This is a genomic window from Halorubrum sp. CBA1229 (genome assembly GCF_003721435.2).
Lineage (GTDB): Archaea > Halobacteriota > Halobacteria > Halobacteriales > Haloferacaceae > Halorubrum.
The window spans coordinates 182,893-204,729 of sequence record NZ_CP054585.1; the positions used below are offsets into that span (position 1 = coordinate 182,893).

Annotated in this window: 17 protein-coding genes and 1 pseudogene; 7 read left to right on the forward strand and 11 right to left on the reverse strand. The window is 68.4% G+C overall.

From position 1 onward, the window contains the following. The first annotated feature begins 463 nt into the window (after nt 1-463). Nucleotides 464-748 carry a hypothetical protein gene (locus Hrr1229_RS00985; RefSeq protein ID WP_123114613.1) on the forward strand — a complete coding sequence of 95 codons (285 nt, stop codon included), beginning with the start codon at nt 464-466 and terminating at the stop codon, nt 746-748. Nucleotides 749-990: 242 nt separating this feature from the next. On the opposite strand, the gene Hrr1229_RS00990 is transcribed toward Hrr1229_RS00985, so the two are convergent. Beyond that, entirely contained in the window at nt 991-2,658 is a 1,668-nt protein-coding gene (locus Hrr1229_RS00990) for an aldehyde ferredoxin oxidoreductase C-terminal domain-containing protein (protein ID WP_123114612.1), read from the reverse strand. 227 nt (nt 2,659-2,885) lie between these two features. On the opposite strand from Hrr1229_RS00990, the gene Hrr1229_RS00995 reads away from it, so the two are divergent. Further along, nucleotides 2,886-4,067 (forward strand): M24 family metallopeptidase, encoded by a 1,182-nt coding sequence (locus tag Hrr1229_RS00995; RefSeq protein ID WP_123114611.1) that lies wholly within the window; start codon nt 2,886-2,888, stop codon nt 4,065-4,067. A gap of 77 nt (nt 4,068-4,144) precedes the next feature. Beyond that, complete coding sequence (gdhB, locus tag Hrr1229_RS01000; protein ID WP_123114610.1) at nt 4,145-5,431, forward strand: glutamate dehydrogenase GdhB; 1,287 nt, start codon at nt 4,145-4,147, stop codon at nt 5,429-5,431. 29 nt (nt 5,432-5,460) lie between these two features. On the opposite strand, the gene Hrr1229_RS01005 is transcribed toward gdhB, so the two are convergent. Then, nucleotides 5,461-6,444, reverse strand: a complete 984-nt coding sequence (locus tag Hrr1229_RS01005) for a D-2-hydroxyacid dehydrogenase (RefSeq protein WP_123114609.1) — start codon at nt 6,442-6,444, stop codon at nt 5,461-5,463. A gap of 135 nt (nt 6,445-6,579) precedes the next feature. On the opposite strand from Hrr1229_RS01005, the gene Hrr1229_RS01010 reads away from it, so the two are divergent. Both Hrr1229_RS01010 and ilvA read left to right on the forward strand, forming a co-directional pair. Then, nucleotides 6,580-7,902: an amidohydrolase gene (locus Hrr1229_RS01010; RefSeq protein ID WP_123114608.1), complete on the forward strand. Its 1,323-nt coding sequence runs from the start codon at nt 6,580-6,582 to the stop codon at nt 7,900-7,902. Beyond that, complete coding sequence (gene ilvA / locus Hrr1229_RS01015) at nt 7,899-9,218, forward strand: threonine ammonia-lyase (RefSeq protein ID WP_123114607.1); 1,320 nt, start codon at nt 7,899-7,901, stop codon at nt 9,216-9,218. The genes Hrr1229_RS01010 and ilvA overlap by 4 nt, the downstream gene beginning before the upstream one ends. A gap of 174 nt (nt 9,219-9,392) precedes the next feature. Here ilvA and Hrr1229_RS01020 read toward each other — a convergent pair whose 3' ends face one another. Further along, nucleotides 9,393-10,193 (reverse strand): MFS transporter, encoded by an 801-nt coding sequence (locus Hrr1229_RS01020; protein WP_255212599.1) that lies wholly within the window; start codon nt 10,191-10,193, stop codon nt 9,393-9,395. A gap of 4 nt (nt 10,194-10,197) precedes the next feature. After that, nucleotides 10,198-10,533, reverse strand: a pseudogene (locus tag Hrr1229_RS18085) (MFS transporter); the annotation flags it as partial. Nucleotides 10,534-10,918: 385 nt separating this feature from the next. Between Hrr1229_RS18085 and Hrr1229_RS01025 the strand changes: the two are divergent. Next, complete coding sequence (locus Hrr1229_RS01025; protein ID WP_123114606.1) at nt 10,919-11,155, forward strand: HVO_0649 family zinc finger protein; 237 nt, start codon at nt 10,919-10,921, stop codon at nt 11,153-11,155. Nucleotides 11,156-11,231: 76 nt separating this feature from the next. Here the strand turns inward: Hrr1229_RS01025 and Hrr1229_RS01030 are convergent, their stop codons facing one another. From Hrr1229_RS01030 to Hrr1229_RS01055, 6 genes are all read right to left on the reverse strand, one after another. Continuing rightward, a complete protein-coding gene (locus tag Hrr1229_RS01030) occupies nt 11,232-12,593 on the reverse strand; it encodes an aminotransferase class III-fold pyridoxal phosphate-dependent enzyme (protein WP_123114605.1) in 1,362 nt (453 codons plus the stop codon). Between the two features lie 92 nt (nt 12,594-12,685). Then, on the reverse strand, nt 12,686-14,380 hold the full coding sequence (locus Hrr1229_RS01035; RefSeq protein WP_176329315.1) for a BCCT family transporter: 1,695 nt from the start codon (nt 14,378-14,380) through the stop codon (nt 12,686-12,688). A gap of 461 nt (nt 14,381-14,841) precedes the next feature. Continuing rightward, complete coding sequence (locus tag Hrr1229_RS01040; protein WP_123114604.1) at nt 14,842-15,489, reverse strand: hypothetical protein; 648 nt, start codon at nt 15,487-15,489, stop codon at nt 14,842-14,844. 90 nt (nt 15,490-15,579) lie between these two features. Beyond that, a complete protein-coding gene (locus tag Hrr1229_RS01045) occupies nt 15,580-16,860 on the reverse strand; it encodes an amidohydrolase (protein WP_123114603.1) in 1,281 nt (426 codons plus the stop codon). A 143-nt stretch (nt 16,861-17,003) separates the two neighbouring features. Further along, nucleotides 17,004-18,254 carry an RNA-guided endonuclease TnpB family protein gene (locus Hrr1229_RS01050; RefSeq protein WP_123114602.1) on the reverse strand — a complete coding sequence of 417 codons (1,251 nt, stop codon included), beginning with the start codon at nt 18,252-18,254 and terminating at the stop codon, nt 17,004-17,006. 165 nt (nt 18,255-18,419) lie between these two features. After that, a complete protein-coding gene (locus tag Hrr1229_RS01055; RefSeq protein WP_123114601.1) occupies nt 18,420-19,403 on the reverse strand; it encodes an ornithine cyclodeaminase family protein in 984 nt (327 codons plus the stop codon). A 90-nt stretch (nt 19,404-19,493) separates the two neighbouring features. On the opposite strand from Hrr1229_RS01055, the gene Hrr1229_RS01060 reads away from it, so the two are divergent. Further along, nucleotides 19,494-20,660, forward strand: coding sequence for an FAD-dependent oxidoreductase (locus Hrr1229_RS01060; RefSeq protein ID WP_123114600.1), 1,167 nt, complete (start codon nt 19,494-19,496; stop codon nt 20,658-20,660). 111 nt (nt 20,661-20,771) lie between these two features. On the opposite strand, the gene Hrr1229_RS01065 is transcribed toward Hrr1229_RS01060, so the two are convergent. Then, nucleotides 20,772-21,794, reverse strand: coding sequence for an NADP-dependent oxidoreductase (locus Hrr1229_RS01065; RefSeq protein ID WP_123114599.1), 1,023 nt, complete (start codon nt 21,792-21,794; stop codon nt 20,772-20,774). Between the last annotated feature and the right edge of the window lie 43 nt (nt 21,795-21,837).

Sequence of the window (21,837 nt, forward strand, 5' to 3'; positions counted from 1 at the left end):
GCATACAGCGAACAGCGGCAGTACGCGACACGCGTTCGGTTCGCGCTGACGCCGCTCAGACCGCCGACGTCTCGCGACCGCTCTTCAGAACAGGAGCGCGGAAGATTAGGAACGCAGCCACGTCAGCAGGCGGGCGGCCGGGCTGGTCACTGCCTCGAGGTCCTCGGGTCGCGGGGAGTCTTTCAGTCGCGCGGGGCCACTTTCGAGATTCGACGTGTTGGTCGCCATTACAACAACAAATTATGGACGTACAGTGAAAAACGACTCGGATTGTTAACGTATTCTCTCAAAAAGTACGTTATGTATTGTTATAATCATCACTATCGTTGCGGATCGGATTCGCGGTGGGCGGCGCGCGGCGAACGCTGAACTGAGGTGCGCGGAGGGTCAGTCCGAATTCCCGGAAACGTCTCACCGTAGCCGAGTAGGAACGTTGACGGGCTCAAGGGGAGAGGGAAGAGCCATGAGTCCGACCGTCCACGAACTTCGAAACGCGATCCGAGCGGCGACAGGTCGCTTCGAACGAGAAATCGACGCGTCGTTCACGAAAGAGGAGCTACGAGCGATCTGTGAGGCACTCGGAACCGATGTCGACGAGACGGGGCGACCGTCAACATCGCAGATGCGCCGGCTCATCCGGGCGCACGTCGGCATCGCGGAATCGCCGGAAGCGGCCGACGACTCAACCTTCCGGAAGCCGGATCTCCAAGCGATTGCTGACGGAGTCGGAGCACCGTACGAACCGTAGCCGCCAGTTGCCCGATAAATCCGGCTGCCGCGGTTCCCGACCCGACGCCCCGAGCGAAGTCGCCTCCTCCTGGCCGATTCGCGTCCCGTGTCTCGCACGGTGATCGCCGCATCGCTTTCGCGAGTCAGACCGCGCAGCGAGCGATACGGACCGTCAGCGGTCGGCCGTCGCACGCTGTGTTCTATCGAGAGTTTAGATGCTCAACGGGCTCCAGATCACCGGATCCGACCGGCGCGGTCGCCCTACGCCGGGAGCGCCGACTCGGGCACCGTGCCGTCCGCGTTCCACCCGCGGAGCTCGTAGTACGAGTCGATAGCGTCGTCGAGTCCGGGGAGCTCCTCGGCGTACGGGAGGCGGTCGTCGTCGCCGTCGATCCCGCGCTGATTGTTGAAGTGGCGCTCCAGCGTTACCGTCCGCGCGCCCGCCGCGAGCAGCTCGTCGAAGTCGGCGTCGAACAGCAGCTCGTAGCGCTCGGGCGTCATGAAGTCCCGGGAGAACTTACAGACCACGCCGCTGTCGTTGAGCGCCATCAGGTTCTCGCGCTGGATGAGGCGCTCCGCTTTCCCCTCGAAGCCCGCGGGCTCCATCGCCTCCTCTTCCTCGACTAAGGGGTACTCCACGGAGTAGAACGTCGCGTACATGTGGTCGGCGCCGCGGTTGGCGACGGCGTACGAGAGCGCCTGTCCGTGGAGGAGCCGCCCCTCGTGGGCCGCGAAGTCCATGTTCTTCACCGACCAGTTCCCGACGCCGAGCTGCTCGTGGATCCGGCCGATCCCCTCCGCGAGCGTGTCGCCGACCCCGTCGCGGTGGGCGGTCTTCTCGACGAGGTCCCAGATAAGCTCGCGGTTGCCGAACTCGTCTTCGGCGTCGAGGTACGCGGCGATCGTGTTGCCCGCGGAGATCGCGTCGAGGCCGTACTCGTCGCACAGGCGGTTCGACTCCATCACGTCGACGATGTCGTCGACCCCCGAGTTCGAGCCGAACGCCATCGCCACCTCGAACTCGGGGCCCTCGGTCTCGACGCCGCGTTCCTCGTCGCGGGTCGGGAGCTTGCAGGCGAACGCGCACGCCGAGCAGGTCCCCTTCTTGTACTTCTTGTCGGCGACGGCGGCGCCGTTGATCCCCTCGACCCCCTCGAAGGAGCGCTCCGAGAAGTAGTACGACGGCAGCCCGTCCATCTCGTTCGCGAGGTCCATCACGGCCACCGTCCCCTGCTCTTTCATGATGTGGTCCTCGGTGGCGGCCTCGCGGTGGATATCGTTCGCGGTCGCGTCGATCGAGACCTCGGGCGCCGAGTCGCCCCCGAACGTGACGGCCTTGACGTTCTTCGAGCCGAGCACCGCGCCCAGCCCGCCGCGGCCGAACGCGCGCTCCTCGGTCGTCATGATCGACGCGAACCGGACCGCGTGCTCGCCCGCGGGACCGATCACGGCCGTCTGCTCGCTGGAGAGGTCGTGTTCGTCCGCCAGATAGCCCGTGGTCTCCGGGACGGTCGCCCCGGCGAGGTCGGGCACCGGCTCGACCTCGACCCCGTCGTCGCGCACGTGGACGACGACCAGCTCGTCGCTCGCGCCCGCCAGCTCGATCGCACCGTACCCCGTCGCCGCGAGGTGACGCGAGACGAAGCCGCCGGCGTTCGACGAGAGCAGCCCGTCGGTCAGCGGCGACAGCGCGGTGCAGTTCGTCCGCCCCGTGAAGCTCATCTGGGACGCCTGCATCGGCCCGGTGGTGAACACCGCGCGGTTCTCGGAACCGAGCGGGTCCGCGTCGAACGGGATCCGCTCGTGGGCGAGCCGCGTCGCCACGCCCCGCCCGCCGATGTATCGCTCCTGGACCTCCGTGATGTCGGTTTCTGACGTCGTCCGCTCGCCGACGTCGATCGACAGCAGCGGCCCGGTGCTGTGAAGCATGTCCGATCATCCGTGAAGGCGGTACAAAAAACCGAGCCAAGCCGGAGAAGCTGCGGGTTTCAAGCGCTCTCGTCCGGTCTCACGAGACGGCTCCCGGGGCGTCTGAGCGGCGCTTCGGAGTGAATTCGCGGGATGCGCGGGGTAAATCGTACACAGTATCTGTTTTTAATGTACACGATAAATTTATACTGTTGCTGGCTAATCGGCTTCGTAGACGTTCCGTTACCATGCCACGGGAACACATCTTCGACGAGACCGAGTACGAGCGGCGGGTGGCTCGGACGAAAGAACGGTTGCGCGAGCGGGAGCTCGACGCGATCGTCGTCAGCGACCCGGCGAACATGAACTACCTGACCGGCTACGACGGCTGGTCGTTTTACGTCCACCAGGCGGTCGTGGTCACGCCCGACCGCGACGAGCCGATCTGGATCGGCCGCGACATGGACGGCGACGGCGCGCGGGCGACGACCCACCTCGCCGAGGAGAGCATCCGCGCGTACAGCGACGACCACGTGCAGTCGCCGCGCGACCTCCACCCGATGGACTACGTCGCGGGCGTCCTCGAGGAACTGGGCGTCGCGGACGGGCGCGTCGGGTTAGAGATGGACGCCGCCTACTTCACCGCGAAGTCGTACACGCGGCTGCAGGGGAACCTCCCGGACGCCGAGTTCGCGGACACGACGCTGCTCGTCGGCTGGCTCCGGATCAAGAAGTCCGACCAGGAGCTGGAGTACATGCGGCAGGCCGCGCGGATCTCCGAGAACGCGATGCGGGCGGGCCTCGACGCGGTCGGTGAGGGCGTCCCGGAGTACGAGGTCGCCTCCGCCATCTACCAGCAGCTGATCGACGGGACCGACGAGTACGGCGGCGACTACCCGGCGATCGTCCCGCTGATGCCGTCGGGCGACCACACCGGGACCCCGCACCTCACGTGGACGGACCGGCGCTACGAGGACGGCGACCCGGTGATCATCGAGCTCTCGGGCTGTCGCCATCGCTACCACTCACCGCTGGCGCGGACCACCTTCGTCGGCGAGCCGCCCGCCGAGCTTCAAGAGACCGCGGACATCGTCGTGGAGGGCCTGGAGGCGGCGTTAGACGCCGCGGAGCCCGGCGTCAAATGCTCGGCCGTCGAGGAGGCGTGGCGCACGACCATCGAGCAGTACGGCCTCGAGAAGGAGGACCGCATCGGCTACTCGATGGGGCTCGGCTACCCGCCGGACTGGGGCGAGCACACCGCGAGCATCCGCCCGGGCGACGACACTGTCCTCGAGGAGAACATGACGTTCCACATGATCCCCGGCATCTGGACCGACGAGATTGGCATGGAGATCAGCGAGACGTTCCGCGTCACCTCCACCGGCGCGGAGACGCTGGCCGACTTCCCCCGCGAGCTGTTCACGACCTGACCGGGTTCCGACCGCGCCGCGCTACCCAAGCTACCACACCGCGCTGCCAAGCCGACCGAACCACGACACCCCGACCCATGAACACGACACCCACCGTCGACGACGAACCGGCAGAAGAGGAGTCAGAATCGACGCTCACCACCGCGCGCAAGCAGCTCGAGCGCGCGGCGACCAACGTCGACGTCGATCCCGCGATCGTCGAGCGTCTCAAACACCCCACGCGGGTCCAGCAGGTCTCCGTCCCCCTCGAACGGGAGGACGGAACCGTCGAGGTGTTCACCGGCTACCGCGCCCAGCACGACGACGTCCGCGGCCCGTACAAAGGCGGGCTCCGGTATCACCCGGAGGTCACCGCCGCGGAGTGCACCGGTCTCTCGATGTGGATGACCTGGAAGTGCGCCGTGATGGACCTCCCGTTCGGCGGCGGAAAAGGCGGGATCGCGGTCGACCCCAAATCCCTGACCGACGACGAGCGCGAGCGGCTCACCCGGCGGTTCGCGGAGGAGCTGCGCGACGTCGTCGGACCGACGAAGGACGTGCCCGCGCCCGACATGGGGACCGACGCCCAGACGATGGCGTGGTTCATGGACGCCTACTCGATGCAGCAGGGCGAGACGATCCCAGGCGTCGTCACCGGGAAGCCGCCAGTCATCGGCGGGTCGTACGGCCGCGAGGCGGCGCCGGGGCGGTCGACGGCCATCGCCGCGCGCGAGGCCGTCGGCTACTACGACCGCGACCTCGCGGAGACGACCGTCGCGGTGCAGGGGTTCGGCTCCGTCGGCGCCAACGCGGCCCGGCTGCTGGACGACTGGGGCGCGACCGTCGTCGCCGTCAGCGACGTGAACGGCGCGATCTACGACCCGGACGGGCTCGACACGCACGACGTTCCCACGCACGAGGAGGAGCCCGAGGCGGTGCTCACCCACGAGGCGCCGGAGACGCTGTCGAACGAGGCGGTCCTCGAACTCGACGTTGACGTGCTGATCCCCGCCGCTGTCGGCAACGTGATCACCGCGAGCAACGCCGACGCCGTCGACGCCGACATCGTCGTCGAGGGCGCGAACGGGCCGACGACGTTCGCCGCCGACGCGATCTTAGACGAGCGCGACGTGGCGGTGATCCCGGACATCCTCGCGAACGCGGGCGGCGTCACCGTGTCGTACTTCGAGTGGCTCCAGGACATCAACCGGCGGACGTGGTCGCTCGAGCGCGTCAACGAGGAGCTCGAAGAACAGATGCTGTCCGCGTGGGAAGACGTGCGCGACGAGGTCGACGCGCGGGACCTGACGTGGCGCGACGCCGCCTACGTGGTCGCGCTGTCTCGGATCGCCGAGGCGAAGGGCGCGCGGGGGCTCTGGCCGTAGCCGCCCGCCGAGATTTTCTGACCGCCCGATCAGTCGTCGTCCGGCGTGACGACCGCGTTCTCCAGCTCGCCGCCCGCGTCCAGCGCCGCGACGTTGTCCGCGACGATGTCGGCCAGCCGGTCCCAGTGCTTGGGCGTGTGGCCACCCGTGTGCGGGGTGATCAGGCAGTTCTCCAAGTCCCAGAGGACGTGGTCCGACGGGAGCGGCTCGGGGTCGGTGACGTCGAGGGCGGCGCCCCGAATGCCCTCGGTCTGGAGGGCGGACACCAAGGCGTCGGTGTCGACGAGGCCGCCGCGGGCCGCGTTCACGACGACCGCGTTCGGCGGGAGCGTCGCCAGCTCCGCCTCGCCGACCAGCCCGCGGGTCAGGTCGTTGAGCGGACACGCGAGCACGACGTAGTCGCTCCGGGCGAACGCCGCGTGGATATCGTCGTCGTCGAAGCCGAGCACCTCATCGGTGGGACCCCCCTTCTCCGGCGTGTAGCGGATCCCGATCGTCTCCACCTCGAACCCCGCGAGCCGCTGGACGACCGCCTGGCCGATCGACCCGAGGCCGACGACGGTGACCGTGCTATCGGTGAACTCGCGGGATTGGAAGTGGCGCCACTCGCCGTTCGCCTTCCGGCGGAGCCCCTCGTGGAGGTCCCGCGCGAACACGAGCATGTTGGCGATCGACTGCTCGGCGATCCCCGGCGCGTGGATACCGCCCGCGTTCGTCACCGTCACGCCGTGCTCGCGCAGCGCGTCGGTCGGGACGTGGTCGGTGCCGGCGAAGGTGCACGCGAACAGCTCCAGCCGGTCGGCGCGCTCGAGGAGGTCGGCGTCGAGCGTGATGCCGGTCACGACGCGGGCCTTCGGGACGAGGTCGCGCTCCTCGGCGGGGGTCCGCGCGAGCGCGACCGTCCGGTCCGGGAGCCGATCGCGGAGCGCGTCCGCGTACGACGCCATCGACAGGCCTTCCGTTCCCTCCCGCAACACGACGATATCGGGGTCAGCGGTCTGATCTGAGCTCATGAGCGGTGGGCGCGTCGGAACGACGCGTTGGCGGATCAAGAAGAGGGGCGTTCTTAGCTTTTTGTGTATGTAGTGTACACGACAATCGTATACGATCAACTACTGTTAAGGATGTCGAGCGAGAGAGCCACTCGCATGAACGAACCGATCCGCGATCGGCTCGCCAGCGTCCGCAGACGATTCCACCGGCACCCGGAGCCCGCGTGGCGCGAGTTCCTCACGACGGCGACGCTCGCCGAGGAGATCCGGTCGATCGGCGTCGACGAGCTCGCGATCGGCCCGGACGCGTACGACCCGGCCGACCGCATGGCCGTGCCGGACGCCGACTTGGGCCCGTGGGTCGAGCGCGCCCGCGAGCACGGCGCGGACGCCGAGTTACTCGAGCGTATGACCGGCGGCAACACGGGCGCCGTCGCCGTCCTCGACCGCGGCGAGGGGCCCGCGATCGGCCTCCGCGTCGACATCGACGGGCTGTTCATCGAGGAGTCGACCGACCCCGACCACCACCCCGTCGACGAGGGGTTCCGGTCCGAGATCGACGGGACGATGCACGCCTGCGGCCACGACGTCCACATGACGTGGGGGCTGGCCGTCCTCGAGGCGATCGCCGAGAGCGACTTCGCCGGGCGGCTGGTCGTCTTCTTCCAGCCGGCCGAGGAGACCGGGGGCGGCGGCCACCCCATGGCCGAGAGCCGGTTCGCGGACGATCTCGACTACCTGCTCGCGGTCCACGTCGGCCTCGATCACCCGACCGGCGAGGTGGTCGCGGGGATCGAGAAGCCGCTGGCGATGGCGCACTTGGACGCGACGATCGAGGGGACCTCGGCGCACGCGGGGAAGGCGCCCAACGAGGGCGACAACGCGATGCAGGCGATGGGGACGGCGATCGTGAACGCGTACGGCATCGCCCGCCACGCCGACGGCATGACGCGGGTCAACGTCGGGAAGGCCGAGGCCGGCACCGCCAGCAACGTCATCGCCGAGCGCGCGCACATGGAGGCGGAGGCGCGCGGCGAGACGACCGAGCTGATGGAGTACATGAAAGCGCAGTTCGAGCGCACCGTGCGCGGCGCCGCGACGATGCACGGCTGCCGCGCGAGCGTCGACCTGGTGAGCGAGTCGCCGCGCGCGGACAGCGACCCGGAGCTGCAGGCGCTGGTGACCGAGATCGCCGAGGGCGTCGACGGGATCGACACCGTGCTCCCGGCCGCGGACTTCGGCGCGAGCGAGGACGCGACGTTCCTGATGGAGCGGGTCCAAGAGGCGGGCGGCCTGGCGACGTACCTGATCGTCGGCACGGACCACCCGACGAGCCACCACACCCCGACCTTCGACGTCGACGAGCGGAGCCTCCGGCACGGCGTCGACGTGCTCGTCGGCGCGGTCCGCGACCTCGAACGGCGACACCCCGTCCCGCAGGCCGACACCCCCGCAGCGGCGCATCCGTCTCTCGAATGACCGACGGCGACGCCGACGACTGCGACGCGGCGGGCGACTCCGCCGACGGGGAGGGAGACGCCTCACCGGTCGTCACGCGCGGCGACGTCGAAGACGCCCGCCGCCGGCTCGACGACGTCGCGCATCGGACGCCGCTCGACACCTCGCGCACCTTCGCGGAGATGAGCGGGGCCGCGTCGCTGGGGCTCAAGCTCGAAGGGCTCCAGCGGACCGGCTCGTTCAAGATCCGCGGGGCGTACAACGCCATGGCGCAGCTCTCCGAGGCCGAGCGCGAGGCCGGGGTGATCGCCGCCAGCGCGGGCAACCACGCGCAGGGCGTGGCGCTCGCGGGCGAGATCCTCGGGATCGACGCGACGATCGTCGTGCCCGAGGTGACGCCGGCGGCGAAGATCGCCGCCACGCGGGGGTACGGCGCGACCGTGCTCGTCGAGGGCGACATCTACGAGCGGTCGTACGAGTACGCCGTGGCGCGCGCCGAGGAAACGGGCGAGACGTTCGTCCACCCCTTCGACGACGCGGCCGTCATCGCGGGACAGGGCACGGTCGGGCTCGAACTGCTGGAGCAGTACCCCGCGATGGACACCGTGCTCGTCTCGATCGGCGGCGGCGGGCTCATCGCCGGGATCGGGACGGCCGTGGCGGCCGCGGACCGCGACGTCCGGGTCGTCGGCGTCCAGCCGGAGGGCGCGGCGCACGCCGGGCCGTCGCTGGCGGCCGGCGAGGTTCGCGAGCTCGACGACGTGGACACCGTCGCCGAGGGAATCGCCGACACGCGGCTGTCCGAGACCACCCTCGCGCTCGCCCGCGAGGTCGTCGACGACGTCGTGACCGTCTCCGACCGCGAGATCGCCGCGGCCGTGGCGCTGCTGGCCGAGCGGGAGAAGACGGTCGCCGAGGGCGCCGGCGCCGCGCCGCTCGCCGCCGCGCTCTCGGACTGGCTGGATCTGACCGACACCCACCCGGCCGTCGTCGTCTCGGGCGGGAACGTGAACCTCACCGACCACGCCGAGCTGACGCGCACCGGGCTGTTTGAGCTCGGGCGCTACGCCGAGGCGCGGCTCGCGCTCGCGGCGTGGCCGAGTCAGGTCGGCGACGTCGTCGAGGCGGTGACCGCCGAGGGCGCCGAGCTCGACACCTTGGAGCGCGCGCGTCGCACGGCGACCGACCACCCGAACCGCACCCCCGTGACGGTCGGGATCGAGGGCCGCGACGCCGACCACCTCGACGGGGTGTTGACAGCGGTCTCAGAGCTCGACGGCGTGTCGGTCGTCGAGCGGTCGACGGCGGACGCAACGTCGGACGCCTCGCGGGGCTGAAGCCGCACGCGTCCCGCTCGTCCCGCCGTGACGACCGAATCTCCGTTCGAAGTCTCTCCGGATACGGTTCCCGTCCAGACCGGCGTCCGGACCGCTCTCGGCGCCCTTCTGCGGGGCACCCTCGGCGCTGTTCCGTGATGCGTCGCGGTCACGCCGTTCTGCGAGGCGTCGCGGTCACGCGTCCTCCGGCTCCGGCGCGTACCACGCTAAGATCGCGCCGACCGCCCCGAGGACGCCGGCGACGAGGAAGGCCGCCTCGTAGCCCGCGGCCTCGATGAGCCTTCCGGCGGCGATCGGCGAGAGGAACGCCCCCGCCAGACCGACGCTCGTGAGGAAGGCGACGGCGGTCGCGGCGACGCCCGGCTCGACCAGTTCGCGAACGTACGCGAAGACGAGACCGAGACAGAGCTGGACGGCGAAGCCGGCGACGAGCAGCGCCGCGACGACGACGGAGACGGTTCGGATCGCGGTGAAGCCCGCGATGACCGGCGTCGCCACGATAAAGGAGAGCAGGACGACCGGACGGCGGCGGCCGCCGAAGAGGGTGTCCGAGACGACGCCGCCGGTCACGCGCGAGAGCACGCCGACGGCCGGAAATAGGGCGACGAGCGCGCCGCTGAGCCCCAGCGACAGCCGCAGGTCGTCGACGAGATACGACGGGGCCCAGCTGTTGACGAACAGGTACAGCGCGTAGCCGAGGAAGCCGAGGAGGCCGACCGTCCAGACGCGGCGGTCCGTGACGACGCGGCCGAGGTCCGACGGCGTCGGCGCCGGGGTCCCGGTCGCGCGTCCGCTGCCGCGACTCGTCGGCCAGAAGACGGCCAACCCCACGCACGCGATGCCGGTGAAGACGGGGAAGATCGCCGGCCATCCGAACCGCTGGGCGACGACGGGGCCGGCGACCTGTCCGATGGTGAAGCCCGATCGGCCCGCTCGCGGTGAACGCCGCCACGGCCGTCCCCTGTCTGGCGCGATCGAACGAGCGCCCGACGATGTCGATGCCCGCGTTCCAGACGACGACGTAGGCGACGCCGCCGAGGACGCGTGAGGCGACGAGCGACCAGTAGGCGCCGTCGGTCGCGGCCCGCCAGCCCCACCCCCCGGCGACGAGGAGGAGACCGACCGCCGCCGCAATAGCGTACCGCGAGTTCGTCCGGTCGAGGACGATCCCGACCGGGACGCTCGCGACGACCGCCGTCCCGAACATGACGCTCACGAGGAGGCCGGCCGCCGACGCGCCGATCCCCAGCGACGACCGAACGAGCGGCGTCACGCTCGCCGGGACGAGCTCGTATGCGCCGAGCGCCACGGACATCAGGATCGCCCCGGCGAGCAGCCCCCAACGGGCGCGCTCGCTCGTCACGGCCGGCGTAGCGTCCGACGTACTCCCCTCGCTCGACACGCTGAGGTCGTTCTCACCGGCCCCGTATCAACCCAGCGCGATGCGGTCGAACGACCCTCGTACGCGAGCCCGGGCGAACGACCGATAGCTCCGACTGCCACGACGCTTCCCCTCCCCGTCGGTCAGCCCGCTGCTGGCCGCTGTCTGGGTGTTTCCTAATGGCGTGTCGGATGGGCCGAATTCTGTATGCAGTTGTCTTTGGCCATATTTATTTCGGTGTCAATAACTGGAGTTGTTTATATTGTTGATTAACAAATACGACAGAATTTTTTTATATGATCGAATGGAACCGTGAGGTATGGGATCGGACGGAAGCCGATCGCCGCTCGAACGGCTGAAGCGACACTACGATCAGGAGGAGCTCGTCTGTCCAGAGTGCGGCTTCGAGGACGAGGAGGGCGCGTGGGAGACGGAGGCCGACGGCGCTCAGGTCCTCTACCGCCACACGTGCCCCAAATGCGGCGCGGAACGGGAGCACGAACTGGCGGTGTCGGACCCGGACGCGGCGCGCGATCATGTCCGGACACGGAAGTGACCCCGCCGAACCGAGAGTGACCTCGCCGAACCGGAACGTCCCGCCCGCCTCGGCGTGACCGCCGGTCGAGGCGCGCTCAGTCGGCGCGCGCGGTCGCGCTGACGGCGTCGATCGCGTCGAGGAAGAGCCCCGTGCCGAGCGCGATCTCGCGTTCGGTCGCGTCCAGCGGCGGGAGCAGTCGGATCGTCTTCTTCCCGCAGCCGAGCGTGAGGAGGCCGCGGTCGAGGGCGGCCTCGACGACCGCCGAGCGTCGCTCCGCCGTGTCGAACTCGACCGCGAGCATCAGCCCCTTGCCGCGGACGTCCACGACGGTGTCGGGCGCGTCGTCGCGCAGGAGCTCTTTCGCCTGCCGCCCGCGCCGGGTGGCGTTGGCCAGGAGATCGTGCTCTTGGATCGCCTCCAGCGTGAACGCCCCCATCATCGAGCCGAGGAGGTCGCCGCCGCCGAACGTCGAGCCGAGACGGTTCTTCTCCGTCGGGAACACCTCCGACCGGGAGATTGTCGCGCCGACGCGAAGCGCCTTCGCGGCCGCGATGACGTCCGGCTCGATCGCGTAGTGGTCCGACGCCCAGATCTTCCCCGTCCGGCCGATTCCCGACTGGATCTCGTCGACGACGACCGGGATGTCGTACTCGTCGGTGACGGCCGCCACCTCGTCCATGAACGCGTCGCTCGGGAAGCGGTAGCCGCCGACGCCTTGGATCGGTTCGAGCGTCAGGAAGGCGATCTCGTCGGGGTCGACGTGACCCCCCTCCGGCGCGAGTATATTTCGGAGCCGCGAGCCGCCGCCCGCGAAGAAGCCGCAGTCGCAGCTCGCGGCGTCGCAGCCGCGGTCCGCGCAGAACGGCACCGTCTCGATGCCGCTGATCTCGGGGTACCGTCGGGTGTACACGTCCTTCGATTTGGTCAGCGAGAGCGTCCCGAGCGTGCGGCCGTGGAAGCTGCCGTCGAAGGCGACGCCGTACTTCGCTGGCGCGCGGTGGTCGTGGGTGATCTTCATCGCGTTCTCCATCGCCTCCGCCCCCGAGTTCGAGAGGAACACCGTGTCCATCCCGTAGTGGCTGGAGACGTCCGTCAGCCGGTCCATGAGGTGACTCGACCCCGGGAAGTCGGCCTCGTCCGGGGTCGGCCCGGAGCCGAAGTACATGTCCTGCCCGGCGATCTTCAGCGGCTCGACGAGGTCGAACTCCCGCAGCTTCGAGAGCACCTTCTCGTTGTTGTAGCCGAGCGGGGCCGCGCCGATGTGACAGGTAAAATCGAGGAGGACGTTGCCGTCGACGTCGGTGACGAAGGGCCCGTCCGCCTCGCGGGTCACGTCCCAGACGAACTCGTGGGAGTACTCGCTGGGCGCGGAGTGCGACTGGTGGAAATCGACCCAGCGGCGCGCGTTCGGGCCGGGGAGCGCGTCCGCGTCGGGTTCCGCCGTATCCCTATCCATACACAGTTTATGTATATAGCGTACATTAAAACTTGGTATGGAAACCGCGCGAATCGGGGGCGACGGCGGTCGGTCGTCGTCCGCGACGGCCGTCAGTCGTCGTCCGCGCCGGCCGACTCGACCGGAGCGGACCGGTCCGGGTCGTCGTCCGACCCCCACAGCACGGTCTCGTTCTGGAGGAGCACTTGGTCGTAGTGTTCGCCGAAGTCCTTGATCAGCGACAGCATCGCGAGGAAGCAGACGAACGCGAACGGCGTCCCGGTGATGATCGCCGCCTGCTGGAGCGTGTTCGCGCTGCCGCTGCCGCCGAGGATCATCAGGATCGCCGCCGTCATCCCGAGGACGACGCCCCAGAAGACCCGGTTGATGTTCGACGGCTTGGCCTTCCCGCCGGTGGTCATCATCGAGACGGCCAGCGTCGAGGAGTCCGCAGAGGTGACGAAGAACGTCGTCACGAGGATCATGAACGCGTAGATCAGCACGGACCCGATCGGGATCGTCATCGACGCGCCCCCGACGTTCAGCGAGAAGTTCAACGCCTCGAAGAGGATGAACCCGGACACCTCCGCGCCGGCCTCGCCGGAGATCACCGCACCGAAGTCGGCGATGCCGTTGTGCTGGGCCCAGACCGCGGTGCCGCCGACGAAGGTGAACCACGGGATGGTGGCGCCCGAGGTGGCGACGATGCCCGTGAACGCGACCTCGCGGACGGTGCGTCCCTTGGAGATGCGCGCGATGAACAGCCCCGCGAACGGCGACCACGAGAGCGCCCACGCCCAGTAGAACACCGTCCACGCGTTCATCCAGCTGGTCGCGCTCGCGTCGCCCCCGCCCATCGCGCCGGCGCCGGTGAAGAGGCTCATCGAGACGAAGTCGGTGACCATCCCGCCGAACGCCTGCGTGCCGAGCAGCACGAGGAACAGCGTCGGGCCCACGATGAACGTCACGAACATGAGCACGACGAACAGGATCATGTTGAAGTTCGAGAGCCGGCGGATCCCCTTGTCGACCCCGAGCACCATCGAGGTGGTGAACAGCAGGGTCATCATGGTGACGACCAGCAGGATCCCCAGATCGCCCATGTTGATCCCCCACTGGTAGTCGAGCCCGGTGACGAACTGGCTCCCGATGAACCCGAGCGAGGTGGCGACGCCGCCGATGGTCGCGAAGACGGCGAGGATGTCGACGACCTTCGCGGCCGGGCCGTCGAGGTTGTCGGCGCCGAGGATCGGCGTGAGCGCCGAGGAGACCCGCAGCGGGACGTTATCGTAGTTGTACGCGAAGTAGCCGATCGCGATGCCCATGATGGTGAACACCGCGAGCTGCGGCAGCGCCCAGTGGAACAGCGTCTGCTGGACGGCGACCGTCATCGCCTCGGCCGAGCCCCCCTCGACGCTACCGAACAGCGGCGAGGGGTTGTTGTAGTAGAACAGCGCTTCGGTCGGTCCCCAGAACACGACGCCGGCCGCGAACCCCGCGGAGTACAGCATCGCGAAAAAGGAGAGGAAGCTGTACTCCGGGTCCGTATCGCCGAGCTTGATGCTGCCCCACGGCCCCACGATCAGGAACAACAGGAACAGCACGATCAGGAAGACGATCAGCAGCAGCGCCCAGTTGAACGCGCCGAGCAGCTGGGAGTTCAGCGACGAGATGCCGTTCTCGACGGTCGACGGGCTGATGAAGAACGCCGCGATCACGCCCACGGTTATCAGCGCGCCGAACGCGAAGACGATCGGGTCGATCTCCTCGCGGAACTCGTCGAACACGCCCTGGTCGGAGCCGCTCATCAGGTAACACCCCCGCGACGGCGACGACTACTTGGCCCACAGTGCCTCCGCCGAGTCAGTCCCATGCCACGTGCTGGCATGCACGGTCGATCGAAGTTGTACACAATAAGTGTTTCTCAAAATGCGATATTCTACTCGGTTTTTGTATCCTGTATATATGATCAACATAATTCGAATCCGGGAGATACCAAGACGGGATCGCCAGTTCGATCCGCAAAAATCTGTACGTTCAGCGAGAAAGTGTCGGTATAACCCCAAAGACAGTGGTAAAAACCGATATTCTCGGACAGCACCGAGCGTCCGTGGAATCAGCACCACCGCGGGCGAACGGCCACGAGGCGTCGGACTGTCACCGATATCTGTTACCGTGCGGAGGACAGCATGTTACGGAGAATCGAGGCGAAAGCCTCGCGTTTAGCGCGGGGAGGATGTCGATCGGTCTGTTCGTCGACTCACGCCCCTCAGTTCGTCAGTTCTTCGAGCGTGCGGTCGTGCGTGGCGGCGCTTTCGGTCAGCTTCTCGGCGAACTCGTCGACGCGGTCTTTGATCTCCTCGCCGGCCTCCTCCGGCGAGAACGACTCCGACATCGTCAGCAGGCGGACGAACGCGCGGAGCTCCTCGTCGGTGAGCTCCGCGAACTCGTCGTTCTCGAGCTTGCCGACCACCTCGTCGACGTCGATCTGGCCGACCGGTTCGACGTTGAACTCCACGTTGACCATCCGGTAGTTCGACCCGGCGAGCTGCTGTTCGGCCTTGCCGACCCCCTCGGAGAGCATGTCTTTAAATGGTGTGTGGTACCCCATCGTGCCGAGGTGGAGGAACGCGAGCATGTCGGTGATCCCCTGCGTGTACGCCTCGCGGTCCTCGTCGTCCGGGTCGAAGACGGTCTTTCGGTCGCGCTCCTCGAGACACTCAAAAAGGATACTGAAATCGAGAATGGCGTTCCGGACGCGGCGGCGGATCCGGTTCCGCTTCTGCTTCCGCGAGTGGTCCGTGTAATCCGTCTTGCGCCCGAGCAGAAAGTCGCGGTCGGACGGCGTGAGGATGCCGCGAGGCCGGTCCGACTCGGCCGCCGCCTCCAGCGACTCCGGCACGTCGTTCTGGCTCATGGCCGAAATACCGGGTGCCAGCGGATTAACAGTACTGATCGCTCCAACGAACGCCGCCGTTCGAGCCGAACATCTCCGGTCCGCGCCCCGCTACGGTCGCCGCCGCGAGAGCTCGACGAACGCGTTCGTGAGCAGGTCGACGCCGATCGCGAGGCTCGCCTCGTCGACGTCGAACGTCGGCGTGTGGTGGCTCGTCGGGTGGTCCGTGCCGACGATGAGGTACGAGGCGAGCCCGCCCGCCTCCTGGACCTGCTGCATCAGATACGTGGCGTCCTCGCTCACGCCGAACTCCTCGGACGGGATCACGCGCTCGACGCCGTCGACGTCCCACGCGACGTTCCCGACGAGCTCGCGGAGCGCCGGGTGGCTGTCGACGCACGGCGACTCGCTGATCATCCGCGGCGTGACGTCGCAGTCGTGGAGCTCGGCGGCGGCGTAGAGGACTCGTTCGAGCTCGTCGCGCGCGTACGTCATCAGCGCGGTCGTCTCGCCGCGGACCTCGGCGTCGATCGTCACCTCCTCCGCGATCACGTTGCTCGCGGAGCCGCCCTCGATCTTCCCGACGTTCACCCGGGTCGCCCCGTCGCGGTGGCGAGCGATCCCGTACGCGTTCTGGATCGCGGCCGCGGCGGCCTGCATGGCGTTGGCCCCCTCGTTCGGCGCCTTCCCCGCGTGTGCGCTCGCGCCCTCGAAGGTCGCCGTCAGGTGCGCCATCGCCAGCGGGCTCTCCACGCCGGCGACGATCTCCCCCGTCGGGTGACCGAGCCCGATGTGGAGCGCGAACAGGTAGTCGACGCCGTCGAGGTGGCCGCTCTCGGCCATCGCCTTCCCGCCGCCGGAGATCTCCTCGGCCGGCTGGAAAAAGACCTTGAGCGTCCCCTCGAAGTCGCTCTCCTTGACCGCCTCGATCGTGCCGAGCGCGATCGCGAGATGCGCGTCGTGGCCGCAGGCGTGCATGTACCCGTCGTGTTCCGACCGGAACCCCGCCGCCGCCGGCCGGTGGTCGGGGGCGTCCGACTCGCGGATCGAGATCGCGTCCAGATCGACGCGCAGACCGATACACGGCCCCTCGCCCTGCGAGAGCGTCGCGACGACGCCCGTGTGGCCGCCCGCCGTGCGCTCTAAGAGATCGTCGCTGACCCCCGCCTCGCGGGCGCGGTCGAGCCACGGCTGAATCTCGTCGTCGTCGGGGACGGCCATCCGTGCGTCCGTGGCGAGCGCGTCGCGGCCGACGGCGATCTCGTCGACGCCGATGCGCTCGAGCTCCGCGACGACGCGGGCGGTCGTTCGGAACTCGCGCCACCCCGGCTCCGGATGGCGGTGGAACGCCCGCCGGAGGTCGCTCAGTCTCGCTCGCGCGTCGTGGGACATCTGTACGAAGGAGAGGCGGTCAGGCTACTTAACGGTGACATCCTCCTCGCCGTAAACGGAGAGGGAGCGGATCTCCCTCAGGCAGTCGGGCTACGCCCGACGACAGCGAGGCTTCCCGTGCCGCAGGTGGGATATTTGCTGGTCTACGACACGACCTGCTCTCTCGTGTGAAACGTCCCGCTCTCGCGGTCGAACAAGTGTGTCGATGGCTGTGCCACACAGCCGTTACTCCTATCCTCACCGTGAGGACTCGGAGTTATCTTCTGACGCATGTTCTCCGCCCCGTTACAATCCGCGTTGGCTACCAACTCACACGACGAGCAGACGTACAAGCCACGTTCGACACGGTTCGATTTCGTGTCGTCTCCACAGCGGGAACACGTTTTCGAGGTGTTCCATTCGTTCTCTTTCAGCACCTCAACACCGCACATCTCGCCTTTGTATTCGAGGTACTGGTAGATGCGGTCGAACGCCCACGAGTGTAGTTTCTTGTTACCGGTCTTGCCCCAATCTGACTCACGCACGTCTTCAGGCCAACTCACCGCGAGCGTACCGACACCGCGTTCGACACACTCCGTAATGATGGCGTCCGCCAGCGTGTGGTAGAAGTGTGTCTCACGTTCGGAGAGTTTTCGACGTGCCCATCTCGACTGCGCTGACGGGCCGTTCTCTCCCTCGGTGTCGTACTCCGCTCTGGTGAAGTAGTGTTTGTCTTCTTTGAGCGAGTTGCCGGGGTACAACACGTATTCGTCGGGGAACGCGACCGTGGCGATGTTTGTGATGCCGAGGTCGATCCCTGCCACGCCGTCGCCAGCCGAATCCTCCGTTTCGAGTTCGACCTTACAGACGAAGTGGAGTTCCCATTCGTCACCGTTCCAGACGGCACGAACGTTCTGGACCGCGTTGACCGCCGAGAGGTCAACGTCTGGCCGGGTCTGGTACTCGCAAAGCAGGAAGTCCGAGAAGTGTTCTTTCAGATTCGAGCCTTTCGAGAGTCGAACGCGGTTGTTCTCGGGGTCGTGTTTGAACCCGTCTTCTTTGAACGTGACCGTACTGCGTGGTCGGGTGTCACCGTGTTTGCGGTAGCCGGGGGGGTTCGCCTCACTGAACCTTTGTCGCAGATCGAACCATGACTGGAAAGCGTCAGAGAGTTCTTCGATGACTTTCTGACTGGATTGTGCGTTCAAATCTTTCCAGCACGGCTGGTTCTTCATATACGATTTCAGCACACTACCGGTCGGGATCTTGTCGGTTGCGTCCCAGATACGGTCGGCTGTCCATCGTGCGACGTTCCAGATTTTCGAGGCGGAGTCTCCGAGCGAATCAAGGCCATCGTAGACCTGTTGCGGGTTCTCGATGGAACCAACGTAGGTGCGTGTGGCCTTGATCGCCATACATAGCCTATGTAGACAGAATTGCTTAATGGTGTGGATCGGCATGGAATATCCGACCTGCCGTCCATGATGGATCGTGTCGGTGTTGTCGGATTTACTCCCGGCGTAAACGCCGGGATTCTCTCCTCGTAGAAAGATAGTCGATACCGCGTCTCGCCGGCCGGGCTACAGTTCGACCTCGGTGCCGTCGCCCGCCTCAACCGCTCGCCGATATATCGCCTCGCCCGCCGCGGCGTCCAGCGTCGCGGACCCGACGCTCACGACGACAAGCGTCCCGTCGGGCGATTCCCTGACGTACCCGTCCGCGAGAGGGACGCCGAGCTCGACCACGTCGTCAGCGTCGAGGTCGCTCGCGAGGAGGTCGCCGGTGTCGGCGGCCTCCTCGGGCACGTCGGCGAACACCCGTTCGGCGCGGTCGAGGACGCGAGGATCGAGCTCCTGGGTCTCCGCCGTGAACGCGCCGACCGCGACGACGAGGGCCCCCGCGTCGAGCGCGTCGGGCGGGAAGACGGGCTCGGTCGCGGTCGTCGCGGTCACGACCACGTCGGCGCCCGCGACGGCTTCGCCCGGCGCGTCGACCGCGCGCGCCGGGACCCCCTCGTCGCGCAGGTCCGCCGCACACGCCTCCCGCGAGTCGCTCGGCGAGTGGACCCGCACGTCCGACAGCGTCGCGACGGTCGCGATCGCCCGCGTCTGCCAGCGCGCCTGTGCGCCGGCCCCCACGACGCCGAGCGTGAGCCCCTCGCCGTCCGGATCCGGGGCCAACGCCCGGACCGAGACCGCCCCGATACAGCCGGTTCGGGCGTTCGTGATCGCCGTCCCCGCCATGAGCGCCGTCGGGAGGCCGGTCCGGGCCGCCGTGAGCACGATCTGCGCGTTGATCGTCGGAAGCCCGCGCTCTGCGTTCCCCTCGTGAACGCCGACGAGCTTCGTCGCGTAGTGGTCCGCGCCGTGGACGTACGCCGGCATCGCGATGCCGGTCCCGAGCGGGTCGTCGCCGTCGAGCCCCTCGCCGACCGGGAAGTGCGGCCGGTGGGGTCGTTCGACCTCGCCGGCGGCCTGTTTGACTAACGCGTCGTCCACCACGTCGACGAGCGCCGCGAGATCGAGGCGTCGGTCGACCTCCTCCGCGGAGAGTACGAGCACCATATTCGGGGGTCGCCTCCGGGCGACTTAGCCTGATCGCCGGGGCGACTGACGTCGTCGTACGTTTATCATTCCGGAGGGCGAACGCCGAGCATGGACGTACTCGTCGTGGGCGGGGGCGTCGTCGGGCTCTCGGCCGCGTACGCGTTGGCCGACCGCGGCGCGGACGTGACCCTCGTCGAGAAGGGGTCGCTGGGGAACGCCAGCACCGGCCGCTCGGCCGGCGGGATCCGGTCGCAGTTCTCCTCGCGCGTGAACGTCGAACTCTCGCTCGCCAGCAAGGCCGTGTGGAACGACTTCGAGGAGCGGTTCGGCGTCGACACCGGGCTGCGGAAGACCGGCTACCTGCTCCTGGCTCGGACCGACGCAATCGCCGAGCGGTTCCGCGCGAACGTCGCCATGCAGCGCGAACTCGGCGCGGACAGCGAGTTTCTCACGCCCGCGGCGGCGACGGACCACTGCCCGGGGCTCGACCCGGAGCCGTTCGTCGCGGCGACGTACAACCCCGACGACGGGTTCGCCGACCCGAACCTCGCCGTGCAGGGATACGCCGCGGCCGCCCGCGACCTGGGCGTCGACGTCCGGACGAAGACGGCCGTCACGGACCTCCACCGCGAGGGCGACCGCGTCGTCGGCGCGGACATCCGCGAGACCGGTGCGACAGACGCCGAGCGCCACGCGGTCGACCGCGTCGTCAACGCCGCGGGCGCGTGGGCCGCCAACGTTGGCGCGATGGCCGGTGTCGACCTCCCGATCGCGCCCCGGCGCCGACAGATCGCCGTGGTCGACCCGACGCCCCCAGTGCCCGAGTCGGTCCCGCTGACGATCGACCTCGAGACCGGGTCGTACTTCCGGCCCGAGCGGGACGGGGCGGCGCTCGTCGGCGGCCACTTCGACGCGGCCGACCCCGACTACGACCCCGACGCCTACGACGAGGGGATGGACGTCGAGTGGGCGGCGCGCGCGGTCGAGCACGCTGCCGACTACACCGCCTACTTCGGGCCCGACACCCGGATCAAACGGGGGTGGGCCGGGCTGTACGCGGTCACGCCCGACCACCACCCGATCATCGAGGAGACGCGCCCCGGCCTCGTGACCGTCGCCGGGTTCTCCGGCCACGGCTTCCAACACGCGCCCGCCGCCGGACGGATCGCCGCCGACCTCGCCATCGATGGAGACACGGATCTCCTCGACGTCTCCCCGCTATCGGGCGACCGGTTCGAGCGCGGCGAGACGCTCAGCGAGCGACACGTCGCCTGACCGGCCGCGGCGGGGCTTGGAGAGCGGGAGGGAATGAAAGCGAGAGAAAACGAGAGAGCGACAAGGAGGCAAAAATCGAGGAGGACGTGTCGTGCGTGGAACCGACCCCGCCTACTCCCCGTCCGCCGCTGCCACCTGCACCACCTGCTTGCCGATGTTGTCGCCGGCGAACAGCCCGAGGAAGGCGTCCGGAGCGTTCTCTAGTCCGTCCACGATCGTCTCGCGGTGCTTCAACTCGCCGCTCGCGACCCACCGTCCGAGCCGCTCGCTGGCCTCGCCGAACCGGGTCGCGAAGTCGCCCACGAGCAGCCCCTCGACCCGCGCTCGCACAGAGATGAGCTGGGGCAGCTTCCGCGGGCCGGTCGGGATCGCCTCGTCGTTGTAGTGAGCGATCTGCCCGCAGACGGCGACGCGCGCGTCGAGGTTCAGCTGCGTGAACACGGCGTCCGTGATGGGCCCGCCGACGTTGTCGAAGTAGACGTCGACGCCGTCTGGCGCGGCCTCGTCGAGCGCGGCGCGGTAGTCGTCGGTCGTCTCGTAGTTGATCGCCGCGTCGAAGCCGAGCTCGTCGGTGAGCCAGTCGGTCTTCTCGTCGCTGCCAGCGAAGCCGACGACGCGGCAGCCGGCGCGCTTCGCGATCTGGCCGACGACCGAGCCGACCGCGCCCGCGGCGCCCGAGACGACGACCGTGTCGCCGGGCTTCGGCTCGCCGACCTCGAGCAGCCCGAAGTAGGCGGTCCGGCCCGGCATCCCGAGGACGCCGAGGTAGGCCTCCGGGTCGGCGACCGTCGGATCGACCGGGGCGACGTCGGCGGCGTCGAGGGTCGCGTAGTCGGCCCACGCCCCCTCGCCCGTCACGAGGTCGCCCGCGTCGTACGCGTCGCCCTCGCTCTCGACGACCTCGCCGACGATCCCGCCCTTGAGGGGGTCGCCGACGGCCCACGGCTCAGCGTACGATTCGGCGTCGCGCATCCGCCCGCGCATGTACGGATCGACAGAGAGGAATCGGGTCCGGACGAGGAGCTCGCCCGGCGCGGGGGCGGGAACGTCGGTCTCGCGGAGTTCGAAGCAGTCCGGGTCGGGCTCGCCGGTCGGCCGCTCGGCGAGCAGCCACTCGCGGTTGGTATCTGTCACGCTCGCCGTTGTCAGTTGGAACCCAATAGGGTTGTGTAACTGT

Bases quoted from the DNA above. Each gene is read 5' to 3' on its own strand.
- Hrr1229_RS00985 (WP_123114613.1), top strand. From the start codon at position 464: ATGAGTCCGACCGTCCACGAACTTCGAAACGCGATCCGAGCGGCGACA.
- Hrr1229_RS00990 (WP_123114612.1), bottom strand. From the start codon at position 2,658: ATGCTTCACAGCACCGGGCCGCTGCTGTCGATCGACGTCGGCGAGCGG.
- Hrr1229_RS00995 (WP_123114611.1), top strand. From the start codon at position 2,886: ATGCCACGGGAACACATCTTCGACGAGACCGAGTACGAGCGGCGGGTG.
- gdhB (WP_123114610.1), top strand. From the start codon at position 4,145: ATGAACACGACACCCACCGTCGACGACGAACCGGCAGAAGAGGAGTCA.
- Hrr1229_RS01005 (WP_123114609.1), bottom strand. From the start codon at position 6,444: ATGAGCTCAGATCAGACCGCTGACCCCGATATCGTCGTGTTGCGGGAG.
- Hrr1229_RS01010 (WP_123114608.1), top strand. From the start codon at position 6,580: ATGAACGAACCGATCCGCGATCGGCTCGCCAGCGTCCGCAGACGATTC.
- ilvA (WP_123114607.1), top strand. From the start codon at position 7,899: ATGACCGACGGCGACGCCGACGACTGCGACGCGGCGGGCGACTCCGCC.
- Hrr1229_RS01025 (WP_123114606.1), top strand. From the start codon at position 10,919: ATGGGATCGGACGGAAGCCGATCGCCGCTCGAACGGCTGAAGCGACAC.
- Hrr1229_RS01030 (WP_123114605.1), bottom strand. From the start codon at position 12,593: ATGGATAGGGATACGGCGGAACCCGACGCGGACGCGCTCCCCGGCCCG.
- Hrr1229_RS01035 (WP_176329315.1), bottom strand. From the start codon at position 14,380: ATGAGCGGCTCCGACCAGGGCGTGTTCGACGAGTTCCGCGAGGAGATC.
- Hrr1229_RS01040 (WP_123114604.1), bottom strand. From the start codon at position 15,489: ATGAGCCAGAACGACGTGCCGGAGTCGCTGGAGGCGGCGGCCGAGTCG.
- Hrr1229_RS01045 (WP_123114603.1), bottom strand. From the start codon at position 16,860: ATGTCCCACGACGCGCGAGCGAGACTGAGCGACCTCCGGCGGGCGTTC.
- Hrr1229_RS01050 (WP_123114602.1), bottom strand. From the start codon at position 18,254: ATGGCGATCAAGGCCACACGCACCTACGTTGGTTCCATCGAGAACCCG.
- Hrr1229_RS01055 (WP_123114601.1), bottom strand. From the start codon at position 19,403: ATGGTGCTCGTACTCTCCGCGGAGGAGGTCGACCGACGCCTCGATCTC.
- Hrr1229_RS01060 (WP_123114600.1), top strand. From the start codon at position 19,494: ATGGACGTACTCGTCGTGGGCGGGGGCGTCGTCGGGCTCTCGGCCGCG.